The organism is Rhodococcus gannanensis, assembly GCF_042681175.1.
GTDB lineage: Bacteria > Actinomycetota > Actinomycetes > Mycobacteriales > Mycobacteriaceae > Rhodococcus_G > Rhodococcus_G gannanensis.
In genome coordinates this window covers 642,647-661,642 of the sequence record NZ_JBHUFB010000020.1, presented here as the reverse complement: position 1 = coordinate 661,642, position 18,996 = coordinate 642,647, and the positions used below count along the sequence as shown (strand labels likewise).

The following is an 18,996-nucleotide window of genomic DNA, read 5'->3' as shown; positions in this document are numbered from 1 at the left end:
GTGTGACCGAGTACCCGGTGGACGTCGCCGTCGTCGGGGGTGGAGTGATCGGCTCCGCCGCCGCCTGGCGGCTCGCCGCCCGCGGTCGATCGGTGGTGCAACTGGAACAGTTCGAGCCGGACCATCGGCGTGGTGCCTCGCACGGCACGTCCCGAATCTACCGTCAGGCCTACGACGACGACTTCCACACGCTCCTCGCCGGTCGCGCCCTGCCACTGTGGCGCTCCTTGGAGGAGGTCACCGGAACCTCGGTGCTGACATTGACGGGTGCCGTCGACCACGGCCGCCCCGAGACGGTGCTGACCCGGGCGAGCACCCTGGGGGCGCTGGGCATCGACCACGAGGTCCTCGACGTCCCGGCGGCGGAGAGCCGCTGGCCCGGAATGCGATTCGACACGACGGTGCTGCACCACCCGGCCGCAGGCCGATTGCACGCGGACAGGGCGGTGTGGGCGCTGCAGGACGCCGCCCGGCGAGCGGGCGTGGAGATTCGGCACCGGACACCGGTGCGCGAGATCCACGGCCTGGCCTCCGGGGTCGAGGTCGTGACCGATGTCGACGTGATCCGCGCCCGGCACGTGGTCCTCGCGGCCGGCGCCTGGACGCGACCACTGCTCGCGAACACGACGGTGCGGCCGGCGCCGGTCCTGCCGTCGCTGCGCACGACCCAGGAACAGCCCGCACACTTCGCGCCCGTGACGGATGCCGACTGGCCGAGTTTCGTCCACCATCCCGGCGCGGAACTCGACGGAGAGGGCGTCTACGGGCTCGGCTCGGAGACCGGTGTCAAGGTCGGCGAACACGGAACGGGCCCCGTGGTCCACCCGGACACGCGCGACCACCGACCTGACCCCGACGGTGTGCAGCGTCTGGTGGACTACGCGGCCACCTGGTTGCCCGGAGTCGACGCGGCGTCGGCGGTGCCCGACAGTTGCCTGTACACCAGCACCCCGGACAGTCGGTTCGTGGTCGACCGCGCCGGGGACGTCACCGTCGCCGCGGGATTCTCCGGGCACGGATTCAAGTTCGCTCCCGCCGTCGGAGAACTGGTCGCCGGACTCGTCGCCGGCGACGTCCGGGCGCCGGTGCCGTTCCGGTTCGGGGTGCGGCGGCCGGTGGTCGCATGACGGCAGGGCAACTGGAGGTCCGCGCAGTGCTGCAGGACGATCCGCTCGCTGCACCCCTCCTGGCAGAACTGGCGCGGGAGTACAGCACCCGCTACGAGCGACCGTTCGAGGAGCAGTTCGAGGCGCTCACGACGCACCCGGGCGCCGAGTTCGCGCCACCGGACGGGGCCCTGCTGATCCTGCTCGACGAGGGGACGCCGGTGGCGGGAGGCGCCTTCCGTCGGTACGACGGGACAACCGCCGAGTTGAAGCGGATCTGGACGTCGAAGGACCACCGGCGTCGAGGTCTCGGCCGGGTGGTGCTGGCGGAACTCGAGACGGAGGCGGCGGCTCGGGGGTACAGCCGCATCTTCCTGACCACGGGCTGGCGGCAACCCGAGGCGGTCGCCCTCTATCTGGCTGCCGGCTATACGGCGTTGTTCGACCCGACCCGGCCGTCCGAGGAGATCGGACCGCACCCGTTCGAGAAACACCTGACCCGAAAGGCGCACTCCGCGTGAAGTTCCTGCTCCTGAGTCTCATCACCCACCAGCCGGACCCGGTCTCGGGTGAAGTGCTCGACCCCGCGACCAGACTGCGGGAAGTAGTCGACACCGCGGTTCTCGCGGAGCAACTGGGCTTCGAGGGTTTCGCGGTGGGGGAGCGGCACGAGCGCCCCTTCCTGGCATCGGCTCCGCCGGTCGTGCTCAGCAACATCGCGGCCCGCACGACGACGCTGGAACTGTGGACGGGCGTCACGACCCTGAGCCTGCTCGACCCGGTCCGCGCGTTCGAGGACTACTCGACCCTCGACAACCTGTCGGGTGGCCGCCTCCAGCTGATGATCGGGAAGGGTAACGGCACCGCTCAGGCCGACTTGTTTCACGTGACACCGGGTGACCAGTGGGACCGCAATCGCGAAGGGTACGAACTGTTCCGCGCGCTGTGGGAGAACGAGACCGTCACCTGGAACGCCCGATTCCGTCCCCCGCTGGTGGACGCGGTGACGGTGCCGCGGCCGCTGCAGCCGCGCCTGACGATCTGGCACGGCAGCGCGACCAGCCGTGAGTCGGTTGATCTGGCTGCGCGGTACGGCGACCCGGTGTTCTCGGCCAACGTCACCAATCCGGTCGAGCCGTACGCCGACCTGATCGACCACTACCGGGAACGCTGGGAGGCGTACGGGCACGATCCGGCGAAGGCCCGGGTCGGCGCGGGCACCGCCGGGCTGTACGTGGCCCGCACCTCGCAGGAGGCGGTCGAGCGCTATCGCCCACTGTTCGAGCAGCGGCTGGCCTTCGCCCGCGACACCGGGCTCCCGGTGGTGTTCGAGACGATCGAGGATTTCGTCGACCGCAGCTCCGCGTTGATCGGCAGTCCACAGCAGGTTGTGGAGAAGGTCCTGCGCTATCACGAACGGCTCGGCCACGAGGTCATGCACCTGACGGCGGACCGTGGCGGACTGTCGACGGCGGAGCAGCGGGCGAGCCTGGAGCTGTTCCAGGCGGAGGTCGCCCCGGCGCTGCGATCGGCCGTCCCGGAGCGCGGAACCGCCCCGGTCGCCTGAGCAGGCCGTTCCACTCGGTGTGCTCGGGTGTTTCCGATCCGGCGCGAGGGGCATTCCCACGCCATGGAATCGTTGTGGCACGACATCGCGGGCGCCGTCACCACCGATCCGTGGCGGCCCGAGGCATCGGTGGACACGCTGGTCGTCGGAGCCGGGCTCACGGGTCTGACGACTGCGTTGATGCGCAGTCGCGCGGGCGAGTCGGTGATCGTCCTGGAGGCCAGGTGTGTGGGTGCCGGGACCACCGGCAACACGACCGCCAAGATCTCGCTGCTGCACGGGACCAAGCTCTCGCGGATTCGTTCCCGGCACTCCGGTGCCCTGGTGCGGAAGTACGTGGACGCGAATCGAACCGGGCAGGACTGGCTGCTCCGCTACTGCGCGGACCGCGGTGTCCCGGTACAGCGGGAGACCGCCTACGACTACGCCCTGTCACCGTCGGGGGCGGAGACGCTGCAGCGTGAATTCGACTGCGCGACCACGGCGGGCCTCGACGTGACATGGAGTGACGCCCCTGAGCTGCCGTACCGAGTGGCGGGCGCAATGGCATTGGAGAACCAGGCCCAGGTCGACCCCATGGCGCTGCTGGCGGTGCTCGTGGCCGACGTCCGCGAGCAGGGCGGCGCCGTCGTCGAGGGGGTGCGCGCCCGGTCCGCGCGTGGCGCCGGTGACGGCGTGCGAGTCGACACGGACCACGGGCCCGTCCACGCCCGGCGAGTGGTGCTGGCGACGGGTATGCCGATCCTCGATCGCGGTGGGTTCTTCGCTCGACTGCATCCGCTCCGGTCGTACTCGGCGGCCTTCGCCGACGTCGAGAACGTTCCGTCCGGCATGTACCTGTCCGTGGACTCGCCGACGCGATCGCTGCGAACCGTGCCGACGCCCGACGGTGTGCTGCTGCTCGTCGGCGGCAACGGTCATGTCGTCGGTCGCGGGGGTTCCACCCGCAAGCGCGTCGATGACCTCGAGAGTTGGACCTCGCAGCACTTCCCCGGCGGCCGCCGCACCCACCGGTGGTCAGCGCAGGATTTCCATCCCGTCGACGAACTGCCGTACGTCGGGTCGTTGCTGCCCGGCGAGCGCCGCATCCTCGTCGCGACCGGTTTCGACAAGTGGGGGATGACGAACGCGGTGGCGGCGGCGATGTGTCTGGCCGGCGGGCACTCGGACCCGGAGAAGTGGGCGGGGGCCTACGACGCGTGGAATCCACGACTGCTCACCGGTGCGATGACCGCGGCGAAATGGAACGGTGAGGTCGCGGTCCAGCTCGCGACGGGCTGGTTGGCCCCTGTTCTCGACCGCGACCGCACGGAACCCGAGGACGGCGCGGGCCGGGTCCGGCCGACACTCGGCACACCGGTCGCGGTGTCGGGAGTCGGCGATTCCGAGCGGTGTGTGTCGGCGATCTGCACTCACCTCGGCGGAGTGGTGCGATGGAACGACGCGGAACAGTCGTGGGACTGCCCGTTGCACGGATCACGATTCGCCGCGGACGGCAGGGTGTTGGAAGGACCGGCCACGCGGAACCTCGCACCCAAGCAGCGCTGAGGGTTTCGCTCGCGCTGAGGGAAAGGGTGTGCCGGCGGCCGGGTCGAACACTAGCGTCGGGAACGACCATCCAGAGCGACCGAGAGACCCGGATCGACGACGTCGCAGCAACCCACCGCCGAAAGGCGGAGCAGGGTGCTACCGCCGGGAAACGATGGAAGTGAGCCGACATCAACGTTTCTGCCTGCCCGGGCCCACTGCGAGTCGAGGGCGTCGACGACGCCGCGCCGAGGCGGTGGCATCCCCCGTGCCCGTGACATCCACATCCCTCGCGATCGCTGTCGAGCTCGACGGCACCGGCGCCCACCCTGCCTCGTGGCGGTTCGGCGACACCGCGCCGAGCGACGGCCCGGCGATCGCGGACCTGGTCCGCCGCGTCGAGCATGCCGGGTTCGCGATCGCGACGTTTGCCGACCCCACCACCCGGGTCGACCACCCCACGATCCGAGGCAGGCTCGACCCGGTCGAGGTGGCGGCGTTCGCGGCGGCCGTGACTACCTCGATCGGGCTGGTACCCGCCGTCGGCGCACTGCACGCGGAACCGTTCCACCTCGCCAACCAGCTCGCCAGTGCCGACTTCGCGTCGTACGGCCGAACCGGGTGGCTCGCCGAGACCCAGGACACCGCGGCGCGTGCCGACGCGTACGGGTCCGCCGAGGTCACCGCACCGCAGGCCGTGCGACAGGAGAACGACGAGGTGGTCGCGGCGGTCCGGCGACTGTGGGACACCTGGGAGGACGGCGTCTTCGTCGCCGATCCCGTCACCGGGCACTTCCTCGAGCCGGATCGGCTGCACTATGCGGATTTCGAGGGCGAACTGTTCTCCGTCAAGGGCCCGTCGATCACGCCGCGGCCGCCGCAGGGTCAGCTCGTGGTGTTCGCGCCTCTCGGTACGTCCGGCGCCACCGAGGCGGTGTCGGCGGATCTGGTCGACGTGCATCTCGTCGACGGCCAGACGACGCGCGAGATCGCCGCACGGGCCGGGACCGCCCGCCGGGCGGGCGAGGATCGTGTCTTCGCGGAGATCGAAGTGGTCCTCGAGACCGAACACGACACCGCGACAGGGCGACTCGCCGAACTCGATGCTCAGGCTCCGTGGCATCCGGGTGAGCGGCTGCGTTTCGTCGGCTCCGTCGAGGGACTGCACGCCACCCTGACGGAACTGATCGGCCGCGTCGACGGAGTGCGGCTCCACCCTGCCGTGCTCGCCACGGATCTGCCGATCCTCGAACGAGAGGTACTGCCGCGACTGCGCCGAGAGCGGCGTCTCGTCGTGCCGCAGCCAGGGGCGTCGCTGCGACGAACCCTCGGCCTCACCCGTCCCGTCAACGTGTTCGCGGTGGCTCGCGCCGCCCGAGGAGACCACCATGTCCGGTGAGCGTGCGCAGCGCAGGCAGCGACTGCACTTCAACCTGTTCTTCCCGTTCGCACCCGACTACGTGTGGTCGCAACAGTCCCGCACCGACATCTACTACGACTTCGACGCACTCACCCGGCTCGTGCAGAGTGCGGAACGCGGGCTCTTCAGCGGCGTGTTCTTCGGCGAGAGCCTGCGGCTGCGTGAGCATCTCGGCGTTCTCAACACCGACGCGATCACGGGCCGACCGGACGCGCTGGTGCTGTTCGCGCACCTCGCCGCCCGCACCGATCACATCGGACTGATCGCCACACTGAACACCACCTACTTCGAGCCGTACGACCTGGCGCGCCGAATCGGAACACTCGACGTGTTGTCCGGTGGCCGGGCGGGCTGGAACATCGTCACCACCGACAGTGCCTGGACGGGAGCCAACTTCCGCAGGGGCGGCTACCTGGATCATTCCGACCGCTACACGCACGCGCGCGAGCACGTCGACTTGGTGCAGGCGTTGTGGGACGCATGGCCGTCGACTGGTACCCGGTCGCCGCTGCCCGCCGTGGAATGGTTCGACACCTGGTACCGGGTGGTCGCGCAGCCGGAATGGCCGCGCAGCCCGCAGGGGCAGCCCGTGTTCTTCCAGGCCGGCGAGTCCGACGAGGGACGGGACTTCGCCGCCCGCTACGCCGAGGGGATCTTCTCCCGCTACCTCGATTTCGACGCCGCCCTCGACTACGCGACGGATCTCGGCAGGCGCCTGGTCGCGGCCGGGCGGCCCGCCGACGACCTCCGGATCTTCCCGGCCACGTCCGTTGTGCTCGGGGACACGCAGGCCGACGCCCGGGATCGTCACGAGTGGTTCCGGGGCCAGGTGTGGACGGATCGGCGGACCCGTGCCGTCGTAGAGAAGGTCTGGGGTCGGGACCTGTCCGAGCTCGACCTCGACGGGCCGCTGCCGGACGAGCCGCCGGCGATCGTCAAGCAGAGTCGAAGCCACGGCGTGATGAACAGCCGCGACCGGCCGCACCTGATCGCGCAGCAGTGGCGCGACCTGTCCCGCGAGCGGGGATTCACGGTCCGGCAGCTGGTGCGGCATCTCGCGCCGTCGGCGGGCTTCGTCGGGACACCGGCCTCGGTCGCGGACCGGCTCGCCGAGTACGTACACGCCGGTGCCATCGACGGGCTGAACCTGACCCCGACGGCATTCCCGGACGGGCTCGACGAGATCGTCGATCGCCTCGTCCCCGAACTGCAGGACCGCGGCATCTATCCGGATCGATACCCGGGCACGACCCTGCGGGAGAACCTCGGACTGTCGCCGAGCGTGGCCCGCCGGGCCGACCGCGACCGCACGGTCGCTGTATAGCACACAGACTCCACCCGGCCTCAACTCACAGGAGTGCACTCGATGACCCAGAACCGACCTCTCCACATCGGAGTCGCCCTCGACGGCGCCGGCTGGCACCCCGCGGCGTGGCGCGAGCCGAATTCCAGACCCCACGAACTGTTCTCGGGCTCCTACTGGACCGATCTGGCGGCCACCGCGCAGCGCGGCCTGCTCGACTTCGTCACCGTCGAGGACAGTCTGACGGTGCCCGGCAATCCCTACGTCGCGGAGGACCCGGACGCGGTCGACCAGGTGCGAGCACGTCTGGACGCACACCTGATCGCCGCCCGCGTCGCGCCGAAGACCCAGCACCTGGGCCTGATTCCCACGATCACCACCACCCACACCGAGCCGTTCCACGTGTCGAAGGCGCTCGCCACCCTGGACCACACGTCGCGTGGCCGCGCCGGCTGGCAGATCAAGATCTCGTCGTCGGCGCAGGAGGCCGCGCACTTCGGGCGCCGAGACGTTCCCGGCCTCGACAAGACGGACCGGGAAGCGCTCGCGAAGGGCGAGCTGCCCGCGTTCGTCGCGGAGCTGTTCGACGAGTCAGCCGACGTCGCGGAGGCCGTGCGCAGGCTGTGGGACAGCTGGGAGGACGATGCGGAGATACGCGACGCGCCGACCCGACGGTTCATCGACCGCGACAAGCTGCACCACGTCGACTTCGAGGGCCGGTATTTCAGCGTGCGGGGGCCGTCGATCACTCCACGGCCGCCGCAGGGTCAGCCGGTCGTCACGGCGCTCGCGCACCGCGACATCGCCTACGAACTGGCCGCCCGTGCAGCCGATCTCGTGTTCGTGACGCCGACCGAGGCGAACGGGAAGGAAGTCCTCGCCGACCTCGAGGTGGCGGCAGACCGGGTCGGTCGCACGGGCGAGCCGCTGCGCGTGTACGCCGATGTCCTCGTGTTCCTCGACGCCGACCGGGAGTCCGGGGCGGACCGGCTTGCTCGACTCGACGCCCTCGCCGGCCGCGAACTGGTCACGGACGCAACGGTGTTCACCGGTGGCGCTTCGGCTCTGGCCGACCTGCTGCAGTCGTGGCAGGAGCAGGGCTTCGACGGGTTCCGGCTCCGTCCCGGCGTCGTGGTCGACGACCTCAACTCCATCACCACCGGGCTCGTCCCGGAACTGCACAGGCGCGGCCTCTTCCGCACCGAGTACTCGGAGACCACTCTGCGCGGCCTGCTCGGTCTGCCCACCGACGTCCCCAACCGTTACGCGACCCCCGCGGCCTGAGCCTCGAAGTCTGATCCCGGAGAGAAGGACATGAGCACATCCAAGAAGCAGGTCATCCTCGGCGCCTACCTCGGTGGCGTCAACCATCACACCGCGTGGTGGCATCCGGAGGCGGGCAGCCAGATCGACTTCGACTCCTTCGAGCACACGGCGCGCACCGCCGAGCGTGGGAAGTTCGACTTCTTCTTCCTCGCCGAAGGCCTCGCGTTGCGGGAACGGGCCGGCCAAGTCTTCGACCAGGACATCATCGGCCGCCCCGATACGTTCACGGTGCTCGCCTCGCTCGCGGCGGTCACCGAGCACCTCGGTCTCGCGGGCACGATCAACGCCACCTTCAACGAGCCCTACGAGTTGGCACGCCAGTTCGCGACCCTCGACCAGCTGTCGGACGGTCGAGCCGCGTGGAATGTGGTCACCTCGTTCGACGAGTTCACCGGCCGGAACTTCCGCCGCGGCGGATTCCTTCCGCACTCCGAGCGGTACGTCCGTGCCGAGGAGGCAGTCGAAGCCGTTCGGCAGCTGTGGGATTCGTGGCAGGAGGGCGACATCGTCGCGGACCGGGGCAGCGGCAAGTTCCTGAGCCGACCCGACGCGGGGTCGTTCGCCTACCGGGGCAGCCAGTTCGACATCTCGGGCCGGTTCACGGTGCCACGGAGCCCGCAGGGCCGGCCCGTGCTGCTGCAGGCGGGTGTGTCGCCGCAGGGTCGGGATTTCGCCGCTGCCAACGCCGACGCGATCTTCTCCCCGTACGGCAGCCTGCCCGAGGCGGCCGAGTACTACCAGGACGTCAAGGCACGTGCTGTCGCCGCCGGTCGCCGCCCCGAGGATCTGAAGATCCTGCCGTCCGCAAGCTTCGTCGTCGGCGACAGTGAAGCCGAGGCCCGAGAGAAGTACCTCGCGATCCGCGACGAGCAGGTCACCGGACAGACCGCGCTGATCCTGCTCGAGCAGCTGTGGAACCGGGACCTGTCGGGGTACGACCCGGAGGGGCCGCTCCCCGACATCGATCCCGACCCTGAGGCACCCCCGTTCATTCAGGGCCGGGCCTTCATCCACCAGGACCGATTCGAGACCGCCCGGAAACTCCGCGCGGTGTCGGAAGCGAAGAAGCTGACGTTGCGCGAGACCGTCGCCGACCAGTTCGAGCGCGGACCGATCGTCGGTACCGCCGCGCAGGTGGCCGAGAAGATCGACACGTTCGTGCAGAGCGATGGATCCGACGGCTTCATCATCGGATCGCATCTCGTGCCGACGGGTCTCGACGAGTTCGTCGACAAGGTCGTGCCGCTCCTACAGGACCGCGGTGTCCTGCGCGCCGACTACACCGGCTCGACCTTGCGCGACAATCTGGGCCTTCCGATCCCGGCGAATTCCGTCGCGGTCGGCTAAGCGGCCACGACGGGTGACGCTCGCTCCCCACCCCGCGTCGACCCGGCGCGCACCCGAGGTGTTCGTGTGCGCGGCAGCCGGATTCACGACACTTCTCGATTCCTCCGTCCTGAACATCGGGATGCCCGCCATGCGCTCGGCTCTGGACGCGAGCGGTCCCCAGGTGCAGTGGATCCTGGCCGCGTACTCGCTGGCGTTCGGCCTCGCGCTGGTGCCCGCGGGACGGCTCGGTGACGTCTACGGGCGGCGGCGACTGCTGCTGGCCGGGATCGCCCTGTTCGCCGTCATGGGGGTCTGCGGGGCGACCGCGACCGGTGCGTGGACGGTGGTGTTCGCACGGTTCGGTCAGGGCCTGGGTGCCGGGCTGATCTCGGCACAGGTCCTCGGGATCATCTCCGAGCGATTCACGGGCGCCGACCGCGCTCGGGCGCTGGCCGCGTACAGCACCGCGGGTGGGTTGGCCGGACTGTGCGGACCGCTGGTCGGCGGCGCCGCCCTCGCCCTCGCCCCCGACGGGGCAGGGTGGCGACTGCTGCTTCTGCTCAACGTGCCGTTCGCGGTGCTCACCCTGATACTGGCCGCGCGCCACCTCCCGCCGGATCATCGACGCAACCTGACGCGGCCCGGGGTGGACACGGGTGGGCTCGTGTTGCTCGCGGCGGTCACCGCCCTGCTGATGTTGCCGGTGGTCGCGGACCTGTCGCCGCTGCTCGTCGGTGCCGCGGTCTCGGGCGCTGTCCTGTTCTTCGCCGCGTTCCTGTGGTGGGAGAAGGGTTTCGCCGCCCGCGCGGGCAACCCCGTCCTGCTTCCGGCGCTGACGCGGTCGCCCGGCTACGTCCTCGGAACGCTGGTCGCAATGTTCTGGTTCGGGGCGATCCTGTCACTGCACACCGTCGTCAGCCTGTACCTCATCGAGGGGCTCGGATATCCCGCGCTCCAGGCGGCGGTGGTGCTGTCGGCGGGATCGCTCGCGATGGCCGTCGCGTCGTCCCTGGCGTGGCGGGTCGTGGGCCGGTTCGGACGCCGCGCGGTGGCTGTCGCGGTTCTCGTCGAACTGGCGGTGATCGGGGGATACGTCGCTGCCGCCCATGGCGGGGCGCCGGTCGCCGTGTTCGTGGCGCTGGCCGTGGTGTCCGGGCTGACGGGCGGCATGGTCGACGCACCCAATCGCGTGCTGACACTGGAATCGTCGCCGGCTGGAGGTCACGGTGTGGCAGCCGGGTTCCTGCAACTGTCGCAGCGGCTTTCGGCGACGGTGAGCCTGGCAGCGGTGTCGGGGCTGTACCTGTCGGCGCTCACGGCGGATGCCGACGACTTCGCGGGCGCGGCGACGGCAGGCCTCGCGGTGTGTGCGGCGATGATCGCGGTGTCACTGACGCTGGCAGTCGTGGACGGTCGGCGGCGCCGGACCGGTGGCATCGACAGCAGTGGTGGCGGCACGAGATAGGCGGCGTCGCGACCACAGGTGGCGTTCGGCGCAAGGACTCGCCGGAGTCGCTCCGTCGAGCGATGACCGTTCTCGATCCGGTGTCACGGGACATCGCCGTCACGGTCACCGCCGCTGTCGTTGTCACCACCGCCTGAGACCCGGGCCTGCCGGTGCCAACCCCCGGTCGCTCCGCAGGCTCCGCCCCTCTGCTCCCGAACCTCGGCTTCGCGGCGGGCGCGGGCGTGTTCGAGTGCCCCGGCGATCAGTTCGTCGAGGTGGTGCCGATGGTTGATTCTCGGTTTCTGTCCGGGGTCGATGTGTTTCGGTGCGGTCCACGCGGTCCGGCCTGCGTGGACGAGGTCGTCGGGTGAGGTGTGGGTTTTCCAGCCGCCGGGGCTGTCGGTGACGAGGGCGTGGCAGTGATCGCACGCGAGGTCGAGGTTGCCGATGTCGGTGGGTCCGCCGTCTCGCCATTCGCGGATGTGGTGAACGGCGGTCATCGAGGCGGGGGCGTCGCAGCCGGGTCGGGTGCAGCCTCCGGAGGAGGCGATGAGCGCGAGTCGCTGTTCTGCGGAGGCGAGGCGTCGGGCGCGGCCGAGGTGCAGGGGCCGGCCTCGGTGGTCGAAGAGTGCGAGCACCGGATGGGCCTTCTCGGCCATCCGCAGGGCATCGGAGATCGGCAGGATGCCCCCGGAGGCGGTGGTGACGATCCCGTTCTCTTCTTCGATCTGCTGGACGCTCATGGTGATAATCGCGGTGACCGGCAGGCCGCGATGGCTGCCCAACACTCCGGACGAGAGCAAATGGCGGAGACCCGCCGTGAGGGCGTCGTGGTTACGTTGAACGGCGGTGCGGGTATCGCGGGCGGCGGCCTTGGCGAGAGCGTTCCGGTCGAGGTCGGGTGATTCGACGTCGCCGGACGGAGATTCGGGGTCGTCGGGGTTGTTCATGCCGGGGCGGGCGAGTTTCGCGAGTACCGGCTCCAACAATGCGCGGGTTTCAGGGTCCAGCAGTCCGGAGATCGGCGTCATGAGGTCTGCGCCTTGCTTGCCGATCCGCAGGCCGCGCATGCGTTTGCGGTCTCGTTCGTCCGGGGCGTTTCCGTCGGCAGCGAGGTGCGCGAGTAGGTGGAGTCCGATTGTGGTGACGTCTTCGGGGGTGGTGGAGCGAGCGGCGTCGGAGAGGATTGTCTCGGCAACCTCGATGTGGTCGGTGTCGGTGCCGTGGGGGATCTTTCGCATGATCTGGGCGATGGCGCGGACGTGGTCGGTTCCGATTGCGCCGGTGGCGAGGGCGGCAGCAGTGTCCGGCAGGGTCGGTTCCAAGTTCTCGCCGGAGATGTTGTGCCAGACACCGGTTTTGCGGGCTCGTTTGACGCGTGCGGCTGCGTCGGCACCGGAGATTCGCAGGGTTTGGATCAGAAATTCGTTCACCGACCTGCAGGCCAAGTTTCCCGGGATTGAGCGTTCGACGGCTTCGACGACCAAGCGGTTTCCGACTGCCGCGGCTTTCCGCAGTGAGGTCTCCAGCCGTTGAATCACTTCGACCACCTGGTCGTCGGACAGGCCGGTCAGGGGCTTGCCCAGGAGCCCTTCGACGGCGACGTCGAGTGCGGCCAGGTGGTGTTCCACCTGGTCGACGCCCAAAATCTCGTCAATCGAACTCATGTTCGAAACACTACCGCGACCCACCGACAGACTTTCTCAAGATCGACGGAATGCATCCTCGCGCAGGGGTTTGGCGTCGCGCTCAGCGGAGGCTGTTACGCACGACGCGGGCTGTCAGTTCCGATCAGGGCGAGGACCGGCCAGGAATATGTCGATTCCTACGCGAAGGACTGGAAGGTTCCGACAGGCGACCCGAAGCTGCCAGAGAGGGCTTCAGGCCGGGGCGACGGCCGCATCGTCGTCAGGACGGCTCGGCTCGATCTTCTTGCGCCTGACGAGCAGCACGATGGCGAGCACGGGGTACGCCAGGATCGGCGCGAACACGCCGAGGTACGCGCCCTGGTCGAGCAGAATCGCGCTGCCACTGAGCAGCGCGAAGTCGAAGAGACCGTGCAGGACCGAGTTCACCGCGTTGTTCCCCGACACGCGACGGGTGAGGTAGAAGAAGTAGCCCGCGAGGCTGACCAGGATCGCTTGCGGGATGGTGGATGCGCCGTGCCCGATGACGTTGGTCAGGTGAACCGCACCGAAGATGACGCTGGACCACAGGGCGACCTGGCCTTCGCGGAGGCCGTGCTGCCTCAGAACGGTCACGCCGATGCCGCGGAACATGCCTTCCTCGCCCCAGCCGACGAACTGGGTGGCGATGAGGAGCGCAACGACGAACAGCCAGCCCTTCTCACCGAGCGCGCTGTAGTCGATACCGACGACGATCGCGACGAGAAGCACGATGGGCACGACCCAGGCCCACCGGTTCACCGGGCGGTCGTCGCGGAGCACCGGACGCCACCAGCCCAGCGCCGTGACGACGCCGTAGGTGAACACCAGGGCGAGGGCGAGGGGAATCACCATCGTGAACACGACGCCGCGGGTGGTCAGTGTGTCGTCCTCGCCGCTCCACCCGCTGATGGCGAGGCCGCCGATCTGGATGATCACCAGGTACGCGACGACGATCGCCGCGAAGGCGAGCTACGACAGGCGGCGCCCGTTTCCGGAGCGTTCGGGCACAGATTTGTTAGCGGTGGTTACCTCGTGAGACTAGGCCGCCAGAGACGTTTCTCGCGACTCGGCAATCACTGCGCAAACACTCTTCAGCTCGGCATCGGACCGAACACCGTGACCGGCGGAACAGGGCCGACCCACCGTTCGATCTCTACCAGCGTCGAGTGCGCGCTGGGGCCCTGCGCGAGTTTCGAGGTACCGCGGTCCGGTGTCAGGACGTTCGGGTTGCCGTGCACGTCCAGTCCGCCGGGGGTGATCGGGTCGTACCAGGCTCCGGTGGCGAGCCGGACCACGCCGCGCCTGATGACATCGGTGACGACGGCGCCGGCGAGGGTCTGCCCGCGGCCGTTGAAGATCCGCACCACGTCACCGTCCCGGATGGACCGCGCCTCGGCATCGTCGGGATGCAGCAGTACTGGTTCGCGGCCGGCGACCTTGCCTTCCCGCGAGTGCGAACCGTTGTCGTACTGCGAGTGCAGGCGGCGTTCCGGCTGACCCGACAGCAGATGCAGCGGGAAGCACTGCACCAGCGGGGCGCCGCCCCACTCCTTCGGTGGCAGCCAGGTCGGGTGCCCGGGGCAGTCGGCGTAGCCGAACCCGGCGATGGTGGCAGAGAATATCTCGATGCGGCCCGACGGCGTGGCCAGGGGATGGGCGTCCGGATCGGCTCGGAAGGCCCGGTACGGGGGAGTGGCCGGGGCGATCGTCGGGGCCGGGATCACACCGGCAGCGACAAATTCGTCCCAGTCCGGCAGGACGCCACCCGCGTCGGCGACACGCTTGCGGGTACGGTCGTAGAGTTCGACAACCCACTCGTCGGCGGTGCGTGATTCTGTGAAGGATTCCTCGAATCCCATGTCGCGGGCCACGGCGGCGAAGATCTCGTAGTCGGTGCGCACCCCGGGCGGGGGTTCGGCCGCCTTGACGATCGCCGAGAGGTACGAGTCGACCCCCGCGGCGAAGTCGTTGCGTTCGAGCCACGTGGCCGCGGGTAGCACGATGTCCGCGTGCCGCGCCAGCGAGTTGGCGAAATGCTCGTGTACGACGATGGTTTCGGGACGTTGCCACGCCTCGACCAGCCGATTGAGGTCCTGGTGATGGTGGAACGGATTTCCGCCCGCCCAGTACACCAGCCGGATGTCGGGGTAGCGATGCCGCGCACCGTCGTAGTCGTACTCGGTGCCGGGGCCGAGCAGCATGTCGGCGATCCGCGCGACCGGGATCACCGACCAGATCGAGGACTCACCCTGATCGAACGCGGCGGGACGGAAGCCGTGGCGGGGCTGCCCGAGCTCGTGCAGTGCGCCGAGCGCGGCGCCGAAACCGCCGCCGGGGAGACCGAAGGTCCCGGTGAGCGCTGCCAGGGTGAGCGCCGCCCACACCGGCTGCTCACCGTGATCGGCGCGCTGTAGCGAGTACGACGTGGTGAAGACGGTGCGGCGTCCGATGATTCGCCGCGCGAGGTCGCGGATGCGATGCGGGGCGAGGCCGCAGAGCGGCGCCGCCCACTCCGCGGACTTGGCGATGCCGCCGCCGCGTCCGAGCAGATAGTCCTCGAACTCCGCCCAGCCGACCGTGCAGCGACGCAGGAAGTCGGTGTCGTGGTCGCCCGCGACGACGATCGTGTGCGCGAGAGCCAGCATGACCGCGACATCGGAGCCCGGGACGATCGGCAGCCACTCGGCGCCGAGCTCCGCGTCGGCGTCATCGCGTAGCGGTGACAGGGAGACGAACTCCGATCCGGCGTTGCGGGCGCGGCGCTGCGCCAGGACATTCCGGTGGGCGCCGATTCCACCGCCGTTCACCTGCGCGTTGCGCGCCGCGAGCCCGCCGAACGCCACCACCAGTGAGCGGTGCTCGGCGACCTCGTCCCAGGTGGGATTGGACGCGAGGGCGGCCGGATATCCACCGGCGACGCGGCGCAGGATCACCTGCATCGCCGCGGACGAGTAGGACTCCCGCGACGCGGTGTAGCCCCCGACCATGTTGAGGAAGCGGTGGATCTGCGATTGCGGATGATGGAACCGTCCGGCCGAACCCCACCCGTAGGACCCGCCGTAGATCGCCTCGTTTCCGTGCTCGGATCGGACCCGGTCGAGTTCGCGTGCGACCAAACCCGTTGCCGTGTCCCAGTCGACGGGCACATAGGTGTCTGCGCCGCGCCGTCCGAGACCCCGGCGGGTGTCACCCGGGCCATGCTCGAGATAGCCGCGTCGCACCAGCGGTTCGGTCAGCCGGGAGGGCGACGCCAGGGTCGACGGCACACCGAGCCCGATCTCCGACGGATCGTCGTCGATCGGGTTCGGTCGCAATCCGTGGACGGTGACGCCGTCCGTCTCCGCGAGGTAGGCGCCGAAGTGGCCGGCGGTGGGGACCTCCCACCGCCGGCCGCGCGGCGCCGCTACTCCGAAACCCATGCGTCGACGTAGGACGGCCACCACGGAGCCTGGAAGCTCAGCCCGTGCACCGTGGCAGGCGCGGCCTGGGTCTGGCTGCCCTCGGTGACGGGCAGCGCGTAGCCGCGCTCGACGACCAGTTCCTGGATCTTCCCGGCCTGCTCGTTTCGCTTCTCGGGGTCGAGTTCGTGGCTCTGGGCCTGAAGCAGTTCCTCGAGTTCCGGGTCGTAGCTGGTCTTGTAGAACTGGCTGAAGTCCGGGTCGAATGCCGAGACCAGCACGTCCGCGTCCGGCCGGGTCAGGTTGCCGTACTGCAGCTGCCATTTCCCGGACGCCCGGTTGGCGGTCACCTCGGAGGCGCTGGCCTGCGCGAGCTGCAGGTCGACGCCGATCCGCTTGAGCTGCAGCTGAACCAGCTCGTGCAGTGACTTGTCGCCGGAGGCGCTGAACTGGATGGCGAACGTCAGCTTCTGGCCGTTCTTCTCCCGGATGCCGTCCGTGCCGGCCTTCCAGCCCGCGTCGTCGAGGATCTCCTCGGCTTCGGTGCTGTCGTAGCCGAGTTTCCCGGACAGGTCCCGGTAGTTCGGGTGGGTGGTGGACAGGATGCTGGTCGGCACCTTCTGGAACTCGTTGAACACGGTGTCGTGGACTTCGGCGCGGTCGATGCCGAGCTGCAGTGCGCGGCGCACGGCCGGGTCGGACAGGATCGGGTCGGTCACGTTGGCGTAGTACGTGTAGACGATGCCCGCGGACGAGCGGGAGGCGATGTCGAAGCCCTGCCCGCGAATGCTGTCGACGTCGTTGGCGGGCACCGTCGTCGACACCTGGATCTGGCCGCTGAGCAGCGCGCCGGTCCGGACGGAATCCTCCGGAAGCACCTGGAAGGTGATGCTGTCGAGGTAGGCCGGTCCCTCGTGGGCGTTCTTCGGCGACGACCACTGGTAGTCGTCGCGACGGCTCAGGGCGATCCGCGAATCCTGGACCACTTCGTCGATGACGAAGGGGCCGCTGCCGATGACGCCCTCGGCCAAACGTTCCTCCGGCGTCTTCGTGGTGATGGTCTCCGGCGCGATGATGCCGAGCGGCTTCTCCGACAGTGCTTGCAGGAAACCGGCTTTCGGCTGGTCGAAATCGACCCGGACGGTGAGGGGATCGAGGACGGTGGAGCCCTGGTAGCCGAGCAGATAGGCGGACGACTGGAAGGCCTTGCCCTGCTTGCCCAGGTCGATGATGTTGTCGAAGTTCAGCTTGACCACCTCGGCGTCGAACGTCTCGCCGTTGCTGAACGTGACACCGTCCTTCAGCCGGAAGGTGTACGAGCGGCCGTCGGCGGACACCTCCCAGGACTCGGCGAGCCAGGGCACGATCTCGCCGGTGTCGGGGAGTTGCTCGGTGAGGTTGTCCACGACTTCGACATTCGCGAAGTTGCACCCCGACGTCTGCGCCTTGTCGAGGCCGCACGGCGGGAGGATGCCCACCGTGACGGTTCCGCCCGAGCGCGGCGTCAGGCCTTCGGCGTCTGCGCCGCCACTCGGATCGGACCCGCAGCCGGCGAGCAGGGCTGCAGCAGTGGCCAGTGCGGCGGCCAGGACGGCCACCGATCGTCGTGTCATGAAGTTCACGTCCTGAAAAGGGTTGGGAGGAAGGGGTATTGAACGGAAGAAAATGGGGTCAGGCCCAGTCGCCGCGGATCGTCTGCGGCTGCCACAGTCGGCCGCGGTCACCCTGGCCGAGGTCCTTCGCGGCGCGCAGCGGCCAGTTCGGATCCCGCAGGGCGGCCCGGCCGAGGAACACCACGTCCGCGCTGCCGTCGTCGAGGATTCGGGCCGCATGCCACGGGTCGTCGATCAGCCCGACCGCGCCGACGGGGACCCCGGCGTCCCGCCGGATCCGTTCCGCGAGCGGCACCTGGTATCCGGGCCCGAGTGGAACGTCGGCGGGCAGCAGTCCGCCGCTGGACACATCGATCAGGTCGACACCGAGCGGCACGATCCGTTCGGTGATCGCGACGATGTCGGCCGGGGTGAGTCCGCCGTCGAGCCAGTCGGTCGCGGAGAAGCGGACCGACAGCGGCTTGTGCGCGGGCCACCACACCCGGACCGCCTCGACGATCGTGGCGAGCAGGCGGACGCGGCCCTCGGGAGTGTCCCCGTAGCCGTCGGTGCGAGTGTTGCTCAGCGGGGACAGGAACGAATGGATGAGGAACCCGTGCGCGGCCTGGATCTCGAGCAGGTCGAATCCGGCCTGGTCGGCCCGGCGCGCGGATTCACCGAACGCGCCGACGATGCCTGCGATCTCACCGGTGGTGAGGGCGTGCGGTGCCGCGAACCCAGGAAAGGCCGCCGTGTCGGGGCCGACCGCCCGCCACCCGCCGTCGGCCTCTGCGATGCTGCCCTGCTCGACGTCCCAGGGGCGGTGGATCGACGCCTTGCGTCCGGCGTGAGTGAGCTGAATTCCGGCACGGGTGCCGCGGGCGTGGACGAAGTCGACGATCCGGGACCACGCGCGAGTGTGCTCGTCGTTCCACAGGCCGGTGTCCTGGGGACTGATTCGTCCCGCCGGCGTCACCGCGGTCGCCTCCGCGACGACCAGACCGAACCCGCCCGCCGCGCGTGCCCCGAGATGGGCGAGGTGCCAGTCCCCGGGGACACCGTCGACCGCGGAGTACTGACACATCGGAGACAGCCAGATGCGGTTGCCGAAGGTGACCTCGCGCAGGGTCAAGGGCTCGAACAGTGGTTGCGTGGGAGTGGTGGCGACGAACGCGGGTTCGGTTCGAACGGTCATGGGGATCCTCGCGAAGGGTCGTTGCGGGAGGGAATACCGAGGGCCCACGACAGGCGGTGTCCGCGCCCCGGTGCGCACGTGCGTGTGCCAGCGACCCTAAACACCCAGGCGGAGGCATC

The 18,996-nt window shown here is 69.4% G+C and carries 14 protein-coding genes; 9 read left to right on the top strand and 5 right to left on the bottom strand.

The window, feature by feature from the left end; translation table 11 throughout:
• Positions 1-2 precede the first annotated feature (2 nt).
• From ACFSJG_RS23810 to ACFSJG_RS23770, 9 genes are all read left to right on the top strand, one after another.
• Positions 3-1,127 (top strand): FAD-dependent oxidoreductase, encoded by a 1,125-nt coding sequence (locus tag ACFSJG_RS23810; protein WP_378487935.1) that lies wholly within the window; start codon positions 3-5, stop codon positions 1,125-1,127.
• Positions 1,124-1,627 (top strand): GNAT family N-acetyltransferase, encoded by a 504-nt coding sequence (locus tag ACFSJG_RS23805; RefSeq protein ID WP_378487691.1) that lies wholly within the window; start codon positions 1,124-1,126, stop codon positions 1,625-1,627. Before ACFSJG_RS23810 ends, ACFSJG_RS23805 begins: the two co-directional genes overlap by 4 nt.
• Entirely contained in the window at positions 1,624-2,673 is a 1,050-nt protein-coding gene (locus ACFSJG_RS23800) for an LLM class flavin-dependent oxidoreductase (protein ID WP_378487690.1), read from the top strand. Before ACFSJG_RS23805 ends, ACFSJG_RS23800 begins: the two co-directional genes overlap by 4 nt.
• Before the next feature lie 63 nt (positions 2,674-2,736).
• The gene (locus ACFSJG_RS23795; protein WP_378487689.1) at positions 2,737-4,221 is read left to right on the top strand and encodes an FAD-dependent oxidoreductase; all 1,485 of its coding nucleotides are present in this window, start codon (positions 2,737-2,739) and stop codon (positions 4,219-4,221) included.
• Between the two features lie 253 nt (positions 4,222-4,474).
• Positions 4,475-5,599, top strand: a complete 1,125-nt coding sequence (locus tag ACFSJG_RS23790; RefSeq protein ID WP_378487688.1) for an LLM class flavin-dependent oxidoreductase — start codon at positions 4,475-4,477, stop codon at positions 5,597-5,599.
• Entirely contained in the window at positions 5,589-6,944 is a 1,356-nt protein-coding gene (locus ACFSJG_RS23785) for an NtaA/DmoA family FMN-dependent monooxygenase (RefSeq protein ID WP_378487687.1), read from the top strand. Before ACFSJG_RS23790 ends, ACFSJG_RS23785 begins: the two co-directional genes overlap by 11 nt.
• A 42-nt stretch (positions 6,945-6,986) precedes the next feature.
• Positions 6,987-8,207 (top strand): LLM class flavin-dependent oxidoreductase, encoded by a 1,221-nt coding sequence (locus ACFSJG_RS23780; protein ID WP_378487686.1) that lies wholly within the window; start codon positions 6,987-6,989, stop codon positions 8,205-8,207.
• Positions 8,208-8,237: 30 nt separating this feature from the next.
• The gene (locus ACFSJG_RS23775; RefSeq protein WP_378487685.1) at positions 8,238-9,596 is read left to right on the top strand and encodes an NtaA/DmoA family FMN-dependent monooxygenase; all 1,359 of its coding nucleotides are present in this window, start codon (positions 8,238-8,240) and stop codon (positions 9,594-9,596) included.
• Between the two features lie 13 nt (positions 9,597-9,609).
• Positions 9,610-11,043, top strand: a complete 1,434-nt coding sequence (locus ACFSJG_RS23770; RefSeq protein WP_378487684.1) for an MFS transporter — start codon at positions 9,610-9,612, stop codon at positions 11,041-11,043.
• An 83-nt stretch (positions 11,044-11,126) separates the two neighbouring features.
• On the opposite strand, the gene ACFSJG_RS23765 is transcribed toward ACFSJG_RS23770, so the two are convergent.
• The 5 genes from ACFSJG_RS23765 to ACFSJG_RS23745 form a co-directional block, all read right to left on the bottom strand.
• Complete coding sequence (locus tag ACFSJG_RS23765; protein ID WP_378487683.1) at positions 11,127-12,692, bottom strand: HNH endonuclease signature motif containing protein; 1,566 nt, start codon at positions 12,690-12,692, stop codon at positions 11,127-11,129.
• Positions 12,693-12,905: 213 nt separating this feature from the next.
• On the bottom strand, positions 12,906-13,628 hold the full coding sequence (locus tag ACFSJG_RS23760) for a CPBP family intramembrane glutamic endopeptidase (protein ID WP_378487682.1): 723 nt from the start codon (positions 13,626-13,628) through the stop codon (positions 12,906-12,908).
• A 155-nt stretch (positions 13,629-13,783) separates the two neighbouring features.
• Entirely contained in the window at positions 13,784-16,111 is a 2,328-nt protein-coding gene (locus ACFSJG_RS23755; RefSeq protein WP_378487681.1) for a molybdopterin-dependent oxidoreductase, read from the bottom strand.
• Complete coding sequence (locus ACFSJG_RS23750; protein ID WP_378487680.1) at positions 16,096-17,703, bottom strand: ABC transporter substrate-binding protein; 1,608 nt, start codon at positions 17,701-17,703, stop codon at positions 16,096-16,098. Before ACFSJG_RS23750 ends, ACFSJG_RS23755 begins: the two co-directional genes overlap by 16 nt.
• 58 nt (positions 17,704-17,761) lie before the next feature.
• Positions 17,762-18,877, bottom strand: a complete 1,116-nt coding sequence (locus tag ACFSJG_RS23745; protein WP_378487679.1) for an NADH:flavin oxidoreductase/NADH oxidase — start codon at positions 18,875-18,877, stop codon at positions 17,762-17,764.
• Positions 18,878-18,996 lie beyond the last annotated feature (119 nt).